The organism is Mycolicibacterium sp. SMGY-1XX (assembly GCF_059132455.1).
The window spans coordinates 383,964-400,134 of the sequence record NZ_CP101139.1; the positions used below are offsets into that span (position 1 = coordinate 383,964).

At 65.9% G+C, this 16,171-nt stretch carries 15 protein-coding genes; 7 read left to right on the forward strand and 8 right to left on the reverse strand.

The annotated features are described in order from the left end of the window. The first annotated feature begins 24 nt into the window (after positions 1-24). From NL241_RS01825 to NL241_RS01835, 3 genes are read left to right on the forward strand one after another with little or no spacing between them, the layout of a single operon-like run. Positions 25-1,641 carry a N,N-dimethylformamidase beta subunit family domain-containing protein gene (locus tag NL241_RS01825; protein ID WP_494396610.1) on the forward strand — a complete coding sequence of 539 codons (1,617 nt, stop codon included), beginning with the start codon at positions 25-27 and terminating at the stop codon, positions 1,639-1,641. After that, positions 1,638-2,006: a cupin domain-containing protein gene (locus NL241_RS01830; protein WP_494396611.1), complete on the forward strand. Its 369-nt coding sequence runs from the start codon at positions 1,638-1,640 to the stop codon at positions 2,004-2,006. Before NL241_RS01825 ends, NL241_RS01830 begins: the two co-directional genes overlap by 4 nt. 54 nt (positions 2,007-2,060) lie before the next feature. Beyond that, a complete protein-coding gene (locus NL241_RS01835) occupies positions 2,061-3,113 on the forward strand; it encodes a DUF4185 domain-containing protein (protein WP_494398223.1) in 1,053 nt (350 codons plus the stop codon). A 205-nt stretch (positions 3,114-3,318) separates the two neighbouring features. On the opposite strand, the gene NL241_RS01840 is transcribed toward NL241_RS01835, so the two are convergent. After that, positions 3,319-3,492 carry a CsbD family protein gene (locus NL241_RS01840; protein WP_487693852.1) on the reverse strand — a complete coding sequence of 58 codons (174 nt, stop codon included), beginning with the start codon at positions 3,490-3,492 and terminating at the stop codon, positions 3,319-3,321. A gap of 177 nt (positions 3,493-3,669) precedes the next feature. Between NL241_RS01840 and NL241_RS01845 the strand changes: the two genes are divergently transcribed. Next, complete coding sequence (locus NL241_RS01845; RefSeq protein WP_494396612.1) at positions 3,670-4,056, forward strand: hypothetical protein; 387 nt, start codon at positions 3,670-3,672, stop codon at positions 4,054-4,056. A gap of 74 nt (positions 4,057-4,130) precedes the next feature. Further along, the gene (locus NL241_RS01850) at positions 4,131-5,579 is read left to right on the forward strand and encodes a catalase (protein ID WP_494396613.1); all 1,449 of its coding nucleotides are present in this window, start codon (positions 4,131-4,133) and stop codon (positions 5,577-5,579) included. Here NL241_RS01850 and rpsR read toward each other — a convergent pair. From rpsR to rpmB, 4 genes are read right to left on the reverse strand one after another with little or no spacing between them, the layout of a single operon-like run. After that, positions 5,576-5,827, reverse strand: coding sequence for a 30S ribosomal protein S18 (gene rpsR / locus NL241_RS01855; RefSeq protein ID WP_494396614.1), 252 nt, complete (start codon positions 5,825-5,827; stop codon positions 5,576-5,578). The two genes, NL241_RS01850 and rpsR, sit on opposite strands and share 4 nt — an antisense overlap. Beyond that, positions 5,827-6,132, reverse strand: coding sequence for a 30S ribosomal protein S14 (gene rpsN, locus NL241_RS01860; protein WP_487693856.1), 306 nt, complete (start codon positions 6,130-6,132; stop codon positions 5,827-5,829). Before rpsN ends, rpsR begins: the two co-directional genes overlap by 1 nt. A 1-nt stretch (position 6,133) precedes the next feature. Beyond that, complete coding sequence (gene rpmG / locus NL241_RS01865) at positions 6,134-6,304, reverse strand: 50S ribosomal protein L33 (RefSeq protein ID WP_487693857.1); 171 nt, start codon at positions 6,302-6,304, stop codon at positions 6,134-6,136. Then, the gene (rpmB, locus tag NL241_RS01870; RefSeq protein WP_487693858.1) at positions 6,304-6,540 is read right to left on the reverse strand and encodes a 50S ribosomal protein L28; all 237 of its coding nucleotides are present in this window, start codon (positions 6,538-6,540) and stop codon (positions 6,304-6,306) included. Before rpmB ends, rpmG begins: the two co-directional genes overlap by 1 nt. 107 nt (positions 6,541-6,647) lie before the next feature. Here rpmB and mrf point away from each other — a divergent pair, with 107 nt between their 5' ends. Both mrf and NL241_RS01880 read left to right on the forward strand, forming a co-directional pair. After that, positions 6,648-7,838 carry a ribosome hibernation factor-recruiting GTPase MRF gene (gene mrf, locus NL241_RS01875; RefSeq protein ID WP_494396615.1) on the forward strand — a complete coding sequence of 397 codons (1,191 nt, stop codon included), beginning with the start codon at positions 6,648-6,650 and terminating at the stop codon, positions 7,836-7,838. Next, a complete protein-coding gene (locus NL241_RS01880; RefSeq protein WP_487693860.1) occupies positions 7,835-8,092 on the forward strand; it encodes a type B 50S ribosomal protein L31 in 258 nt (85 codons plus the stop codon). Before mrf ends, NL241_RS01880 begins: the two co-directional genes overlap by 4 nt. Here NL241_RS01880 and NL241_RS01885 read toward each other — a convergent pair. From NL241_RS01885 to NL241_RS01895, 3 genes are read right to left on the reverse strand one after another with little or no spacing between them, the layout of a single operon-like run. Next, complete coding sequence (locus NL241_RS01885; protein ID WP_494396616.1) at positions 8,089-8,931, reverse strand: ChuX/HutX family heme-like substrate-binding protein; 843 nt, start codon at positions 8,929-8,931, stop codon at positions 8,089-8,091. The genes NL241_RS01880 and NL241_RS01885 overlap by 4 nt on opposite strands. Next, positions 8,921-10,660 carry a diflavin oxidoreductase gene (locus tag NL241_RS01890; RefSeq protein ID WP_487693862.1) on the reverse strand — a complete coding sequence of 580 codons (1,740 nt, stop codon included), beginning with the start codon at positions 10,658-10,660 and terminating at the stop codon, positions 8,921-8,923. The genes NL241_RS01885 and NL241_RS01890 overlap by 11 nt, the downstream gene beginning before the upstream one ends. Beyond that, positions 10,657-16,113, reverse strand: coding sequence for a glutamate synthase-related protein (locus NL241_RS01895; protein WP_494396617.1), 5,457 nt, complete (start codon positions 16,111-16,113; stop codon positions 10,657-10,659). The genes NL241_RS01890 and NL241_RS01895 overlap by 4 nt, the downstream gene beginning before the upstream one ends. Between the last annotated feature and the right edge of the window lie 58 nt (positions 16,114-16,171).

The window sequence follows — 16,171 nt, forward strand, 5'->3', positions numbered from 1 at the left end:
CAAGTGAGCAACACAGGAGAATGTGTGTCTGTTGATACGGATCTGAAACCCGCCTTCGCGTGGTCACCGGTGGACTGGCCTTCGGAGCGTCCCTTCACCTCGGGCGGTCCGGAGACCTGGGTCTACACCGACAAACTGTCCTACTTTCCCGGCGAGGAAGTCGCCTTCCACCTCAACAGCTCAGCCGATGTCTTCGAACTCGAGATCGTCCGTGACGGTGCGCATCCGGTGACCGTGTACACCGTCTCAGATCTGGCGGCGGACCCCCAGGACACCCCGGACGACGCCTACGCCTCAGGCTGCGGCTGGTCCGTGGGGCACCGCTGGGTGATTCCCGAGGACCTGCGGTCCGGGTTCTACCTGGTGACCGTCCGCAACCGGCGGACCGACGGCATGCTGTGGGAGCGTGAGCACTTCTTCGTCGTGAAAGCAGCTGCGGCGCAACGGGGACGGATCGCCCTGGTGCTCACCACCAGCACGATGCTGGCCTACAACGACTGGGGCGGGGCCAACCACTACCGCGGGCTGGGGAACGACCCGCGCAGTGACGCCGGTACTCCGGTGGTCTCAGTTCATCGTCCGATCGCCCGCGGGATGGTGCGCAAGCCGGTTGGCGCTCCCCGCGAGTACCACCCCTACACTCCGCCGATCGGGTGGGCGCCACGCTACGACAGTTACGAGTGGGCGCGGCTGCACGGCTACAGCCGCCACCATTCCGACGCCGGATGGGCCACCTACGAACGTCCGTTCGCGATATGGGCCGAGGCTGCGGGTTACCAGCTGGACTATCTGACACAGTTCGACCTGCACGAAGGGGCGGACGGACTCGACGGTTACTCGTGTGTGCTGACGGTGGGACACGATGAGTACTGGACCTGGAAGATGCGCGACACCATCGACCAATTCGTCGACAGCGGTGGCGGTTTCGCCAGGCTCGGTGGCAACTACCAGTGGCAGGTGCGGCTCAGCGAGGACCTCGCGACGCAGTACTGCTACCGCCTGCCGTCATTGGATCCCGAAGCCGCCGCCACGCCACATCTGGCGACCACCGTGTGGGAAGCGAAATCGGTGGGCCGCCCCGGTGCCACCACCATCGGCCTCAACGGCCTGGGCGGCATCTACAACCGCTACGGGGTGGCGACACCACGCTCGGCCGGCGGGTTCACGGTGTACCGGCCGGAGCACTGGAGCTTCGCGGGTACCGACGTCTACTACGGCGACCTGCTCGGCGGACCCCCGGCGTTTCTGGCCGCATTCGAGGTCGACTCGGTGGAGTACACCTTTCGCCGCGGACTGCCCTATCCGACGTTCGAGGACGGTGCCCCGGAAACGCTGGAGATCCTGGCGCTGTGCCCGGCGGTGCGCGGCGAGGAGGACCGGTTCGGCGGCCGCTACCCCCTCGGCGGTCCGGAAGCCGAGGTGTACGACTACAACGCCGAACTCGGCGACGATCTGCCGGACTACGTCCACGAAGGTCAGATGCGCGGCGCAGGCATGATCGCCGCGTTCACCCGAGGCGCCGGCGAGGTCTTCAACGGCGGAAGCACCGAATGGTCGCACGCGTTGGAGGTGGGAGATCCGCAGGTGGACCGCATCGTCCGCAATGTCCTGGACCGGTTCGCCGCCAAGGAGCGCGCATGAGCATCGCCGCAGTCACCACCATCGGCACGGCCGGTGTCCGCGTGGTGCCCGATCCGGAGTCGTACTCCAGCGCCAGCCCAGGTTGGACGGAAGAGGAGTTCCGGGCGTTCGAGCTGGCCAACGGCTCCCTGGGCGGACTCTGGCAGGGTGAGCCGGGCCGGGTGTCGTTCGACAGCTGGCCCTACACCGAGGTGTGCGTCATCCTGTCCGGGCACGTCGCGATCGAGGACGACGCCGGCGGGCGACGCGACTTCCGAGACGGAGACGCTTTCGTGGTCCCGGAAGGGTTCCGTGGCACCTGGATCACCGTGACACCGACCCGGAAGGTCTTCGTCGGGGTGAGTAGTCGGCCCCACCGCCACTAGAGTGACGGCGTGGATTTCCGGGCGGTGGGCGCGATCCTGCTCCCGCTGCCGCTCATGGTGGGCCCCACCGCGCACGCCACGCCGGAGACCGGTCTGCCGCCGCTGCAGCCGGGGCAGGTGATCCGCGTCGGACCGATCGCAGGCACCGGCACCGGCACCCGGGATTACGGTATCGGCGCCACCGATCTGTGTGAGTTCATGGAGTTCAACACCGAACTGCTGCAGGTGTGCGGCGACAGCTTCGCCGGCCAGGGAGTGGGGTTCGGCGGCTGGTACTCACCAGTGGCGCTGCACGTCGACCGGGCGTCGTTGAACGCACCCGACGGCGTGCGCTACACCGGGGTCAGCGGTGTTCATTCACCCCTGCTGGCCGACCCGACACCGCCCGGCTCCTCCCAGTTGCCCGCCGGTGTGGTGTCGATCAACCGCGAGAACTATCTGATGGTCACCACCACCGCCAGCTTGCGCCCGCAGACGTCCCGCTTGGTGAAAGCCGAAGCGTCCCAGGATCGATGGGTGACCATCCCCGGTTCGGAACGCGATGCGGGGTTCGCCGGGGGAGGGCAGTCACAGATCAGCGGTTATTACGACCCCATCCCGACGCCCGACTCGATCTCCGGTTGGGTGTACATCGTCGCCAACAACTTCGACCGCAGCGGGCCCGTCACGCTGTATCGGGTGCCGCCCGCGCAGTTCACCGACCGCGCGGCCTGGCAGGGCTGGTCCGACCTCGAGGGCTGGGGGAAACCGCCGACCCCGTTGTGGCTGGACCGGATCGGCGAGATGAGTGTGCGCCAGCTGGACGGTAAGGCGGTGCTCTCCTACTTCAATGCCAGCACCGGCAACATGGAAGTCAGAGTCGCCAACGACCCCACTGGTCTCGGCAGCGCGCCCGTGACCACCGTGGTACGGGCGTACGCGTGGCCGGAACCCGCCGAGAGCCTGCCGCCACCGGAAGTCAACCAGCTCGCCCAGCCCTACGGCGGGTACATCGCACCCGGTTCCACCTTGGATGAGGTGCGGGTGTTCGTCAGCCAATGGAACACCGAATCCCGCGAGCGTGCCCCGTACCGGGTCATTCAGTTCGTGGTCAACCCGCTGCGTTGACAAGACGAAGCCCCGCAGCGCACGGGTGCTCGTGGTCTGAACACCTGACTCTGCGGGGCTTCGCTGGGCCTGCCCTCGGATTGTGCGTCGATAGAGCAGCGGGGCCCGATGTCGGGGTAGCCACTGTGAGGCAACCTAATCCCGGTGGGTCCAGACGCGAAAGCGGCCACCGCGTGAATCGCGATGGCCGCTTGCGAGATGTCGATCAGTTCTTGAAGGCGTCCTTGATCTTTTCGCCCGCATCCTTGATGTTGGACTTGGCTTGATCGAGCTTGCCTTCGTTCTCGGTGCTCTTGTCGCCGGTCACCTTGCCGAGGCCTTCCTTGGCTTTTCCGCCGAGGTTGTCGATCTTGTTGCTGGCCTTGTCGTCGGCGCCCATGATGTTCTCCTTCAGCTGTGACGGTCGAAACCGGGCTCGTTGTGAACCTGCCGGGTGGGTACCTCCTCGGGCGGGCGCTCAAAACCAATTTCACCTGTGAGGTGAGCCGACCTGCTCACAGCAACTACATAGCTCGGTCCTAAACAACGCTGTGGTCAGCGGGTGGATCATCGCCGCATGAGTGAAAATCCAGAGCCCAGCACCCAACCTGTCACCCCGGTGGCGACCGTCGATCGACCGGCTGATGTCGCCGTCACGCGGGATCGTCGGCCCAGCCGGGCGGTCCAAGCGGCGGCGTGGGTGGGCATCGTCGCGGGCACCGTGTTCGTCATCGCCGTCATTTTCTTCTCCGGATTCGTCCTCGGTAAGCAGTCCGGCGGAGGCGAGCGCGGCTTCGGGCCCGGTGGCCAAGGCCCACGCCATCACCACGAGATGATGTTCCGCGAAGGCCAGGCGGGGCCGCCCATGTTCCGGCAGGGCCCCGACGGATCCGTTCCCGGACCGGGCAACACCGGACCGGTGCAGCAGCAGCCCACACCACCCGCACCGCCGGCGCGGCCCTGACCGAGCTGTTTCGCCGGTGCCCACGTGTGGGTACAGGCAACCGCAAAAGCCCAGGGAGGAGATGCGTAGCGCCCATGACCGAGAAATTTGCGACGACCGACGGTGGTGCTCCGGTACCGAGCGTGGAGCACTCACTGTCCGTCGGACCCGACGGCCCACTGCTCCTGCAGGATCACTACCTGATCGAGCAGATGGCGAACTTCAACCGCGAACGCATCCCGGAGCGGCAGCCGCACGCCAAAGGCGGTGGGGCATTCGGCTATTTCGAAGTCACCAATGACGTCAGCAAGTACACCCGCGCGGCGTTCCTGCAGCCGGGCGCCAAGACCGATACCCTGATCCGGTTCTCGACGGTGGCCGGTGAACGCGGCAGCCCAGACACCTGGCGCGACCCCCGCGGATTCGCGCTGAAGTTCTACACCACCGAAGGCAACTTCGACATGGTGGGCAACAACACCCCGGTGTTCTTCCTGCGGGATCCGATGAAGTTCCAGAACTTCATCCGCAGCCAGAAGCGGATGCAGGCCACCAACCTGCGCGACCACCACATGCAGTGGGATTTCTGGACCCTGGTCCCCGAATCGGCGCACCAGGTCACCTGGCTGATGGGCGACCGCGGCATCCCGAAGACGTGGCGACACATGAACGGCTACTCCAGCCACACCTACAGCTGGCTCAACGCCGAGGGTGAATTGTTCTGGGTGAAGTATCACTTCAAGACCGACCAGGGCGTCGACTTCCTGACTCAGGAAGAAGGCGACCAGCTGGCCGGCGAGGACGGCGACTACCACCAGCGCGACCTCTACGACTCGATCGAGAGCGGCAACTTCCCCAGCTGGACGCTCAAAGTGCAGATCATGCCGTTCGAGGAAGCAAAAACCTATCGCTACAACCCCTTTGACCTCACCAAGGTGTGGCCCCACGGCGACTACCCGCTGATCGACGTCGGCAAGTTGGTGCTCAACCGCAACGTCACCGACTACCACGCCGAGATCGAGCAGGCGGCGTTCGAACCCAACAACGTCGTCCCGGGCACCGGCCTGAGCCCGGACAAGATGCTGCTGGCTCGGGGATTCTCCTACGCAGATGCCCACCGCGCCCGACTGGGGGTCAACTACAAGCAGATTCCCGTCAACGAACCGCACGTCGAGGTGCACAGCTACAGCAAGGACGGGGCGATGCGGATCCGCAAAGTCACCGATCCGGTGTACGCGCCGAATTCGGTGGGCGGTCCCGTCGCTGACGCCAAACGCGCCGCCGAGGTGCACTGGGCTTCCGACGGTGACATGGTGCGCACTGCGTACACATTGCGCGCCGAGGACGACGACTGGAGTCAGGCCGGCACGCTGGTGCGCGAAGTGCTCGACGACGGCCAGCGGGAACGACTGGCGCACAACATCATCGGACACGTCTCCAAAGGTGTGAAGGAACCGGTGCTGTCCCGCGTCTTCGAATACTGGCGCAATGTCGACCCCGACCTCGGAAAGAAGGTCGAAGAAGGCGTGCGCGACAAGCTCAGTTAGCGGTCCTGCCCGGGGTACGGCAGCAGCGCCATCTCGCGCGCGTTCTTGATCGCGGTGGCTACCTGGCGCTGCTGCTGCACCGTCAGCCCGGTGACGTTGCGGGAGCGGATCTTTCCCTTCTCCGAGATGAACACCCGGAGCGTGTTGGTGTCCTTGTAGTCGACGTGATCCAGGCCCATGCCCTTGAGGAGGTTGCGCTTCGGCTTCTTGGCGTCGGTGACCGCGCGGCGCTTCTGGGGGCGGGCCATCACCAACTCGACTTCCGGACGCCGGGAAGCTCTCCGCGATGCGCGAGTTCGCGAACTCGCACTCTGGACAGGCCGAACTTGCGGAGATGCCCGCGAGGGCGGCCGTCCACCGAATCCCGGTTGCGAACGCGAACCGCGCTGGCGTCACGCGGCTGTCGCGCCAGCTCGGCTTGGGCGGCAGTTCGCTGCTCAGCAGACGTGCCCGGCGACTTGATGATCCGCTTCAGCTCCGCGCGGCGTTCGGCGTAGCGGGCGACGACTTCCCGACGCTTGTCGTTCTTGACGACGTTGGACCGCTTGGCCACCTCAGCGCTCCTCGCGGAAGTCGACGTGCCGTCGAACCACGGGGTCGTACTTGCGCAGCACCAGACGGTCAGGATCGTTGCGCCGGTTCTTGCGGGTGACGTAGGTGAACCCGGTCCCCGCGGTCGAACGCAACTTGACGATGGGGCGGATATCGGTGCTCTTGGATGCCATCAGATCTTCTGTCCTTCCCGGCGCAGCCGCGCCACCACCGCTTCGATGCCGTCGCGGTCGATCACTTTCATGCCTTTGGTGCTGACCCGCAGCCGGATACGACGGTGCTCCGACGGCAGGTAATAGGTCTTGAGCTGGATGTTGGGTGACCAGCGGCGCCTGGAACGCCGGTGGGAATGCGAGACGGTGTTGCCGAATCCCGGCGTACGCCCGGTCACCTGGCACTGCGCGGACACTTGCGCACACCTCCACTGTTGTTGGGAATCATTTTCGACAAGCTGTCTGTCGCACTGTAGCGTGAACACCGCCCAACTGAAAATGATTCCCGATAACGGAGGGTGATGTGCGTACGCCGGTAGTTCTGGTCGCAGGTTCGAGCGACACCGACGCCACGGCAGGCGTGCTTCTGCGTCAGCCCGGGACGCTGGTGGTCGAGCACCGGTTCGACGGACACATCGTGCGGCGCACCATGAGCACGCTGCAGGACGGGGTGCTCACCACCGCGGAGGGCGCGCTGGAACTGGCCCATGGATGTGTGTCGTGCACGATCCGCAATGACCTGCTGATCCTGTTGCGCCGGTTGCACCGTCGTGAAGACGTGCACCGCATCGTCGTTCATCTCCCACCCCTCATGGAACCGGAGCCGGTGTGCTTCGCGATCAACCGTGTGCCGGTGCGGGTGGGCCCGGGCTACCTGGACGGACCCGCCGCCCGCGACGTCAGGATCGCCGCGGTGGTGGTATGCGTCGACACCGACACTTGGTTGACGGCAGCGCTCGGCGACGAGGAACTCGACGACGGCCGCACCCAGGCGCAGGTGGTGGTGTGTCAGGCCGAATTCGCCGACGTGCTGGTGGTCAGCCGCCCCGAACCCACGGTGCTCGCCGCGCTGCGGCGACTGGCGCCGCGAGCCCGCATCACCACAGGATCGGCTCGGGTGGAGATGGCGCTGGCCAACCTCGAGCCCGATTCCCGTTGCGGGCGCAGCGATCACCCGCATTCTCCGCTCCTGGCCGGCCAGCCGCCGCTGGAGGCGGACGGTCCGGTGAAGATGGTCGAGTTCGGCGCCAGGCGGCCGTTCCATCCGCGCCGATTGCACGATGCGCTGGACAAGCTACTCGACGGGGTGATCCGGGCACGGGGGCGGTTGTGGCTGGCCAACCGTTCCCAGCACGCCATGTATCTGGAGTCCGCCGGCGGCGGACTTCGCGTCAGCAATGCGGGAAAATGGTTGGCGGCCATGACGTCCAGCGAGATCGCCTACGTCGATCCCGAGCGGCGGGCGATTGCGGATCTGATGTGGGAGTACCGGTTCGGAGACCGGCACACCTCGATGACCATTCTGGTGTGCGGCGCCGATCCCGCCGAAGTGTTGGCGGCCCTGCACAACGCGCTGCTGACCGACGACGAGATGAACCGCCCCAACGGGTGGGCAGGCTACGACGATCCGTTCGGCGACTGGCATATCGAACCCTGTGAGACCACAGACGAATTCGCTGCCGAGATGCAACGCGGCGCAGAAGGAGAACGATGAAACCCGATATCCACCCCGACTATCACCCGGTGGTGTTCCAGGATGCGACCACCGGTAAGTCATTTCTCACCCGGTCGACGGCCACCAGCACCCGCACCATCGAGTGGCAGACGCCCGAGGGAGTGCGGACCTATCCTCTGGTGGTCGTCGATGTCACCTCGGACTCGCATCCGTTCTGGACCGGCGGCAGCCGGATTCTCGACAAGGCGGGTCAGGTGGAGAAGTTCCGTAAGCGCTACGGGCAGCGCACCTAAGCGGACTGCGGGGAGGTAAGCGACGCCACGATGTCCTCCCATGCCTGACCCAGATGCCCACAGATGGGCCCGGTCTGGGTGAGCACCGTGACACAGCGGTGGCTGTGGTCGTACAGTTCGACCGCTGAGGTGAGTCCGGTGGCGCCGTGTGCCTGGGTGACCCAGCATTCGGCGACCATCGCCGGATCCACGGCATATCGCGCCGCCCCGAACACCACCGAGGTGTGCGTCTCGACGTGTTCGACCATGGCCGCGGCTCCGCGGTGCAGCTGAAGGCACCCTCCGCCGGCAACGGCGACGGTGAGCGGTAAAGCTTTGCGGCACAAGAGTTCCAGAAGATGCGGTAGCGCACGGGTTTCCACCTGACGGGCGCCGGTGAACGGCAGCACCCGGTACCGCTCCGGGGTCAGCGCATCGAGGTGGGTGATCTGGTCGGCGTCGCGCCACGTCAGTGCGGACCAGTCGAGCGGCGCGGCCGGTGCCGGACGCCGGGTCGGAGCCAACTGCAGCGCCTGGACGGCCAGGTGATCCGACATCGGCGTGAAGTACGCGCGGTGAGTGCCGAATTCACCGGCCAGGGTCAGCGCCCGAGGTGTCAAGCGAATGTCGTTGACGGCGTTAGGGTTCACCCGCAGGCTGATGTGGGAGTCCCCGCAGCGCAACGCCTCACCGGGCAGTGCGGCAGGCAGGTATTCGCCGGTGTGGCTCAGCAGGGCGGCGTCGTTGGCGGTCACCGCGACCACCATGCCGAGGGCAGGCAGCGTTTCGGCGATCACGGTGGGGCCCGCGGTGATCCGTTTGGCCGGGCAGTTTCGGCAGCGTTGCCCGTCAGTACACATCGCGGACGTACCGTTTCTCCCGTTTGAGGGTGTTGACGTATTCGGTGGCGGCGTCGCGATCGAGGCCGCCGTGTTCGATGACCACGTCGTGCAACGCCTTGTCGACGTCCTTGGCCATCCGGGTGGCGTCGCCGCACACGTAGAAATGCCCGCCGTCCTCGAGCCAGGTGAACAGTTCCTTGCCCTGCTCCAGCATCCGGGTCTGCACGTAGATCTTCTGCGCCTGGTCCCGCGAGAACGCCAGATCCAGGCGGTTCAACAGGCCCGATGCGTTCCAGCCGACCAGCTCGTCGCTGTAGATGTAGTCGTGTTCGCGATGCTGGTCACCGAAGAACAGCCAGTTCTTACCCGCCGCGCCGCGCCGCTCGCGCTCCTGCAGGAACGCCCGGAACGGGGCGATACCGGTGCCGGGGCCGACCATGACCATCGGTGCACTGTCGTCTGCCGGCACCCGGAACGACTTGTTGGGTTGCAGGAAGATCTTCGCGGTGCCTCCGCGGTCGGCCAGGAACGTCGAGCACACGCCGCCACGCATCCGGCCTGTGCTCTGATAGCGCACACTGGCGACCGTCAGGTGGATGCGATCGGGGTGCGCCAGCGAGCTCGAGGAGATCGAATACGCGCGGTGCTGCAGAGGTTTGAGCAGTCCGATGAACTCCTCCAGGCCCAGCTCGTCGCCACCGATGCGCAGGATGTCGAGGACGTCTTTACCGTAGAGCCAGCGATCCAGGGTCTCCTTCACACCACCGCGTAGCGCATGGGAGAACTCCTCGTTCTCGGCGCGGCTCTCCACTTCACCGAGCAGATCCTTGGACGGGGCGCTGATCTCGTAGCGGTGGGCCAACAGCTCACCCAGCGGTTCGCCGTCCACCAGGGTGTCCACCGAAATCCGGAAGTGATCGGCGATCGCCTCGACCAGCGCCGGATCGTTCTCGGGGATGACCGCCAGCGCGTCGCCCGCTTCGTAGGTGATGCCGCTGTCGGCGAGCGCGAACTCGTAGTGCCGGATCTCCTTGTCCGAACCCGCTCCCGACAGCAGGCGGTTGACCGCGACCTCCGCGACGAACGGGTTCTTGCGGGTCCAGCCGGAGCGGGCCGCGATGCTGGGCGGCGGAGTGCTCGGAGCGCCGCTGGCACCGGTGATGCTGACCAGGCTGCCGACCGCGGACTGCACCCATTCCGCGGCGTGCGCTTCGTAATCGATATCGCAGTCGACGCGGGTCACCAGGCGGCTGGCACCCAGCTGCTCCAGACGGGTATCGAAGAGCTTGCCGGCCTGGCAGAAGCCGTCGTAGCTGGTGTCACCCAGCGCCAGCACCGCGAAGGACACCCCTTCGAGGCGGGGCGCCATATCGGAAGACAGTGCTTCCCAGAACAATTCGGCGTTGTCGGGCATCTCGCCCTCGCCGTAGGTGGAGGTGACGATCAGTACGTGTTTGAGGCCGGCGAACTCGTCGAGTTCGATCTCGTCCAGACCCGAGACGGTCACGTCGAAGCCCTGCGCCCTGGCGGCGGCCGCGGCGTCGCCGGCGACGCCTTCGGCGTTACCGGTCTGGGTGCCGTAGAGGATGCGCAACGGGGGTCGCGGTGCCTCCTGGTCACTGGTGACAGGAGGTGGGGTGGTCATGTTCATGGCCAGCCGAGAGTGCAGGCCGGCCAGGAAGCCCGAGATCCAGGCGCGCTGGTCCTCGTTGAACGGGGCGTCTTCGGGAATGTAGGCGATCTTCATGAGCTCTTCACGGGGGTCTGGACGGCCAGGGCTGCCACAACAGGGGGGATGGTCTTGAGCGCGAACAACTCCTCGAAAGACGGCAGCCGGCCGATCTTCTCGACATTTCTGGCGCTCTGGTACAGGATCCAGCCGTAGGTGCCGGGGCTGTCCATCGACAGGACGTTGCGCTGGGTGAGTGCGTCCTTGTAATCGGTGATCCGCTTGTTGGCGATCAACACCGCCAGATCCTCGTCGCTGAACGGATCGATCGCTTCGCGGGCGTAGCGCTGCAACTTCTGGATCAGGAAGAAGTCCTCCGTGAGCACCAAGTTGCGCACCGTCTTGCCGATCCGGGGGTCGGTGACGTCAGTGACACCGGGCGTGCGCGCCATCGCCAACTGCTGGGCCATGTTCAACACGGTGTAGGTGTTGAGCAGCGCGTACATCTCCTCGGTGTCGGTGTCGCCGTAACCCGGCACCGAACCACCGTGCACCATCTGCTGGTCGCGGTAGGACCGCTTGAACTTGTGCACCTGGTAGCCCGCCAGCGCGGCGGCCAGCTCGTCGAGCAGTTCCTTACGGGTCTTGGCCGCCAGAATCGCATCGGAGTCCTGGTACTGCAGCAGCGCACGCGGCATGGCGTACACCACATGGCGGCGAGTGGTGTCCCAATTGTCCAGAAGTGCAGCGGCTTTCGCCGATCTGGTGGCTTCGACGTGCCATGACAGCAGCGTCTTGGCGGCCTCTTCGTGGAACGGTGCCTCCGTGACCGGTGCGATCACCACGGAATCGGCGCTCACCTTGGCGGGCAGCATCGCATCGGGGTCGTACTGGTAGAGGAAACCGCCGCTCATCCCGTTGGCGACACCCTTGCCGAAGCCGCCGATGTTGAACACGGCACCGTTGGTCATGTACTCGCACAGGAATTCGCCGACACCCTCGACCACCGCGGTGGCGCCCGAGTTGCGCACCGCGAACCGGTCACCGGCCTCCCCTTCGACGAACAACCGTCCTCCGGACGCGCCGAACAGGGCGAAGTTGCCGACCAGGACGTTGCCGCTGGGCGCGTCGGACCCGCCGCCGGGGGAACGGACGGTGATGGTGCCGCCGCAGGCGCTCTTGCCCACCCCGTCGTTGCAGGTTCCGGTGTGAGTCATGACCATTCCGTCGTTGCAGAAGACGCCGTAACTCTGGCCGGCCGATCCGGTGGTGGTGATGACGATGCTGTCGGGTTTGAGGTAACGGCGGCCGCGATGGTCGGTGGCCACAGCGTCCTCCGGGATGAGCCCCTGGTGTGTTCCGTGGTTGAGCATCCGCTCGATGTCGATTGCGAGCTGCCCACCGACGCTCTTGTTCTGATTCGTCAACGAAACCGGGGCCGGTACCCCGCCACCCAGCTGGCTCAAGAAGCTGTCGTCGACGGCGTAGTCCTTCTCCATGTAGATCGGCTCATCGACGATGAATTCCTCGGCCACCTGCAGCATCTGGCGCAGGTCGAGCCTGCCGATGCTGGAGGGATGCTCGAGCAGGTGCAGTAGATCGCTGCGGCCACGCGCCGCCCGCAACGACGGCAGCCCCAGGGTGGCGAGGATCTCGCGCACCTCATGGGAGATGTTCAGCAGGTACTGGGCGAGCGCGCGCGGATCACCTTCGAACGCCTCGGCGTTGGTGGTCAGCCCGGCCGGGCACTTGATGTTGCAGTTCTTGGCCATGACGCACTTGAGCATCATCAGTGCGGTGGTCCCGAATTCGAAGCTGTCACCACCGAGCAACGCGGACTTGATGACGTCGCTGGCGGTCTGGTGCGCGCCCGAACAGCGGAGCAGGACCTTCTGGCGGATACCGTTGGCGCACAGAGCCTGGTGCACTTCGGCGATCCCGATCTCGGCGGATCGCCCCGCGTATTTGAGGCTGGTGACGGCGGCGGCGCCGGTGCCGCCGGTGTTCCCGGCGACATTGATGACGTCGGCGCCGGCCTTGGCGACGCCGACGGCGATGGTGCCGATACCTTCGGAGGACACCAGCTTGACGATCACCCGGACGCGGGCGGCCTTGCAGTCGTGGATCAGTTGCGCCAGATCCTCGATGGAGTACGTGTCGTGATGCGGCGGCGGTGACACGAGCTCCACTCCGGGGGTGCCCCCGCGCGCGGCAGCGATCTGCACGGTTACCTTCGGTGCCGGAAGCTGGCCGCCCTCACCAGGTTTGGCGCCCTGGCCGATCTTGATCTCCAGCTCGCGCAGCATCGGGTCGGCGAGGTACCCCGCCCACACCCCGAAACGGCCGGAGGCGAACTGCTTGATCCGGGAACCGCGGATGGTGCCGTAGCGGCTGACGTGCTCGCCACCCTCACCGCAGTTGGACAACCCGCCCACCATGTTGGTGCCATGGGCCACCGCTTCGTGGGCCTGCGCCACCAGCGCGCCATGGCTCATCGCGCCCGAGGCCAGTGTCGCCGCGATCTCGCTGGCGGGCTGCACCCCGGCCAGAGGAATCGAATCCGGTGCGCTGCGTACGTTCTGCAGATACGCCGCGGCCGCGCCGGTGGCGCGCACCCACAACCGGTCGCCGACGATGTCGCTGTCGAGAATGTCGTCGCCGAATCGTGCCGCCAGCGAGAAAGCCAGCGCGTCCAGGCGTTCGGAGCCCTGGCTCAGGCGCAGGGTGAACTCGTCGCGCACCTGGGTACACGACAATCCCCGGACCTGGAAGTCGTTGTTGCCCGTGAGCGCGAATTGGCCCATCTCCTGGGTGAATTCGTCGGCGGTGTGTACGAAGTTCACATCAGCGGGCAGCGCCAGCACGTCGCGCAGCGCGGCAGGCCTGCGGGTGCGTTCGGCGTTCATACTGCGCACGAAGTTGCGGTAACCGGGCGTGATGTCGAAGCTGTTGATGGCCCGCGGCGTCAGCTCGTCGAAACTGGTGTTGCGGTAGGCCTCGTCATCGAGGCCGAATGCACCGTCGAGTTGATGCAACGGTAGCCCGCGCAGGAAGGCGGGGTCGGCCATATCGGGATTGTCCGGCTTGGCTTCGTCGCCGAAAGAGATGGATTCCTCTGTCATGTCGACGAATCCGCGCACAGCGGTGGTGCCGTAGGAGTGCCCGGCCCCCTCTGCGCGTTCCTTGAACAGGCCGAGCAGGGGCACGTCCTTCTCGCCTGCGACTTCCAGTGCGCGAGCGTGCCACTCGGCGACGGTGTCGGCCAGGGTGGTGAACCCGACCCCGGCGACGGGGGAGACGACATTGGGGAAGTAGCGGCGCAGAACCGGGTCACCGGTGTCCAAGTAGTTGGGCTCGAAGAATTCTCCGCCGATGTAACTCTCGACGGTGCACAGACCCACGCGGCCCATGGTTTTCATCAGGGACTTCTCGGCGGCCTTGGCGAACTGCTTGAAGGCCCTCGAGGCGCCTGTTTCGACGTCGCCGAACTTCTCCTCGGCCCGCATCTGTACCGCCAGCGGATACACCGCGGCCGCCCCGAATCCGAGCACGGTGGCGACGTGATGCGACGAGCACAGCTGACCGCTCTCGGCGATCACCGAGACACGCAGGCGCAGGCCTTCCTCGATCAGCCGCTGATTGACCGCCGAGATGACGATGATCAACGGCATGGCCGCCCGTTCGCTCTCGACGTGCCGGTCCGAGATCACGGCGATGCCACCGGTTTCGCGGGCGAACGCCTCCACCTCATCACATAAGGCGTCGATGGCCCGGACCAGCGCGTCGGCGTTGGCGGCCCGGTCGGTCAGGTCGATGCGGTAGCGCATGCCGAACCGGCGCACCGGGGTCTGCTGCTGATCCCGGATCTTGAGCATGTCGAGATGGGTGAGAATCGGTGAGGGCACCACGATCTGGGGTGCGGGCCGGGCTCCGCTGTTGGGCTTGGCGCCGAGTGCCACCCGCAGCGTCATGCCGTCGGCCTCGCGAATGCTGTCCAGCGGCGGGTTGGTCACCTGGGCGAACTTCTGCGAGAAGTAGCGCGCGATTCCGCCCTCGTGGTTGGACAGCGCGTTGATGGCGGCGCCGTAGCCCATTGCCGAGATCTTCTCCTGGCCGGTGGCCAGCATCGGATCCATCAGGAACTTGAAACTCTCCTGGTTCAGCGAGTACGCGACGTAGCGCTGGTGCCGGGACAGGTCGCCGTTGTAGCGGGCGGGGGAGAGTTGACTTTCCGGGGGAACCGAGGGCAGATCGGCGAGATTGACGCGGGCGGCATCGAGCATCGCCGGGTAATCATCGCGTGCGGCAAGCATTTCCAGCGCCTCGTGGGTGCTGTAGGAGCGGCGCGTGGTGTGGTCGTAGTACAGCATGCCGCCGGCTTCGATGCGGCCGCGCCTGATGACGGTCTCCGGGGGGAAATACACCTGCCCGGCTTCGGACATCACGCCCAGGTATTCGTCGGTCTCGACGGTGCGCAGCGGCCGCAGCCCCAGGCGGTCCAGGCGCGCCCCGATGATCGTGCCGTTACCGAAGATCAGGGCGGCGGGGCCGTCGTTCTTCTCCTCGTAGAGGCTGAAGAACTCGAGCATCGCCCGCACCTGCGGCGAGAGTGTCTGGTCGTTCTCCCATGCCGGTGGCATCATCGCGACCACGGCCGAGACCACATCCAAGCCGTCTTCGAACACGCGGTTCTGCAGGGTCTGGTCCAGGCGGCAGCTGTCGGACTGGCCGAGCGGACGCACGATCGAGCGGTTGCGGGCCCGGGCGATCGCGTTGTCGGAGAGGCGGTTCTTCTTGTCGGTGTTGAGTTCACCGTTGTGTGCCATCAACCGAAATGGCTGCGCCATCATGGCATTCGGGACGGTGTTGGTGGAGAACCGGGTGTGGAAGAACATCGAGTGCACTTCCATCCGGGGATCGGACAGATCGCTGAAGTACGGCACCACTTCGCCCGAGTTCAGCCGGCCCTTCAGCACCTGGGTGCGCGCGCTCAGCGACAGCGGATACAGACCCAGCAGCTCGGCGCGGGTGTAGGCGACCGATTCGATGGCCATGAGAGCGTCGTGGATCTTGCGGTCTGTGATCTGTGCGCCGGGGCCGGACTCGAACACCCACTGCCGGATGGGCAGCTGGTACTTGATCGCCGCCGGGCGGATCGCAGTGTTGTCCACGGGGACATCACGTTTGACCAGAATGTCGAAGCCTTGGGCCAGCAATGCCGCCTCGATCACCGCTTCGGCTTCGCCGTGGAAGGCGGGGTCGGTCGGCAGGAAGAAGTTGCCCACCCCGAACTGGCCCAGCTCCAGGTCGGCGCGGCCGGTCACGTCGGCGAAGAAGCGCAGCGACAGGTCGAGGTTCACCCCGGCGCCGTCGCCCACCCCCTCCGAGGACATTCCGCCCCGGTGCGGAACCGCGCACAGCGCTTCGTGCAGCTTGCGGATGACCTCGTGCGTCTGTACGCCGTCTTTTCGGGTCAGGAATCCGACACCACAACTGCTGTGTTCCCGGTCGGGGTTGTACAGACCGCTCAAACGAGGCTCTCCTCAGCTGAAAAACAGACGCAACGGCGCATGTTCGCGTGACGTGGCC

Coding starts and splice junctions, on each gene's coding strand:
- NL241_RS01830 (WP_494396611.1), top strand. CDS start 1,638: ATGAGCATCGCCGCAGTCACCACCATCGGCACGGCCGGTGTCCGCGTG.
- NL241_RS01835 (WP_494398223.1), top strand. CDS start 2,061: ATGGTGGGCCCCACCGCGCACGCCACGCCGGAGACCGGTCTGCCGCCG.
- rpmG (WP_487693857.1), bottom strand. CDS start 6,304: ATGGCATCCAAGAGCACCGATATCCGCCCCATCGTCAAGTTGCGTTCG.
- NL241_RS01845 (WP_494396612.1), top strand. CDS start 3,670: ATGAGTGAAAATCCAGAGCCCAGCACCCAACCTGTCACCCCGGTGGCG.
- NL241_RS01885 (WP_494396616.1), bottom strand. CDS start 8,931: ATGTGTACTGACGGGCAACGCTGCCGAAACTGCCCGGCCAAACGGATC.
- rpsR (WP_494396614.1), bottom strand. CDS start 5,827: ATGGCCCGCCCCCAGAAGCGCCGCGCGGTCACCGACGCCAAGAAGCCG.
- NL241_RS01880 (WP_487693860.1), top strand. CDS start 7,835: ATGAAACCCGATATCCACCCCGACTATCACCCGGTGGTGTTCCAGGAT.
- NL241_RS01850 (WP_494396613.1), top strand. CDS start 4,131: ATGACCGAGAAATTTGCGACGACCGACGGTGGTGCTCCGGTACCGAGC.
- NL241_RS01890 (WP_487693862.1), bottom strand. CDS start 10,660: ATGAAGATCGCCTACATTCCCGAAGACGCCCCGTTCAACGAGGACCAG.
- NL241_RS01840 (WP_487693852.1), bottom strand. CDS start 3,492: ATGGGCGCCGACGACAAGGCCAGCAACAAGATCGACAACCTCGGCGGA.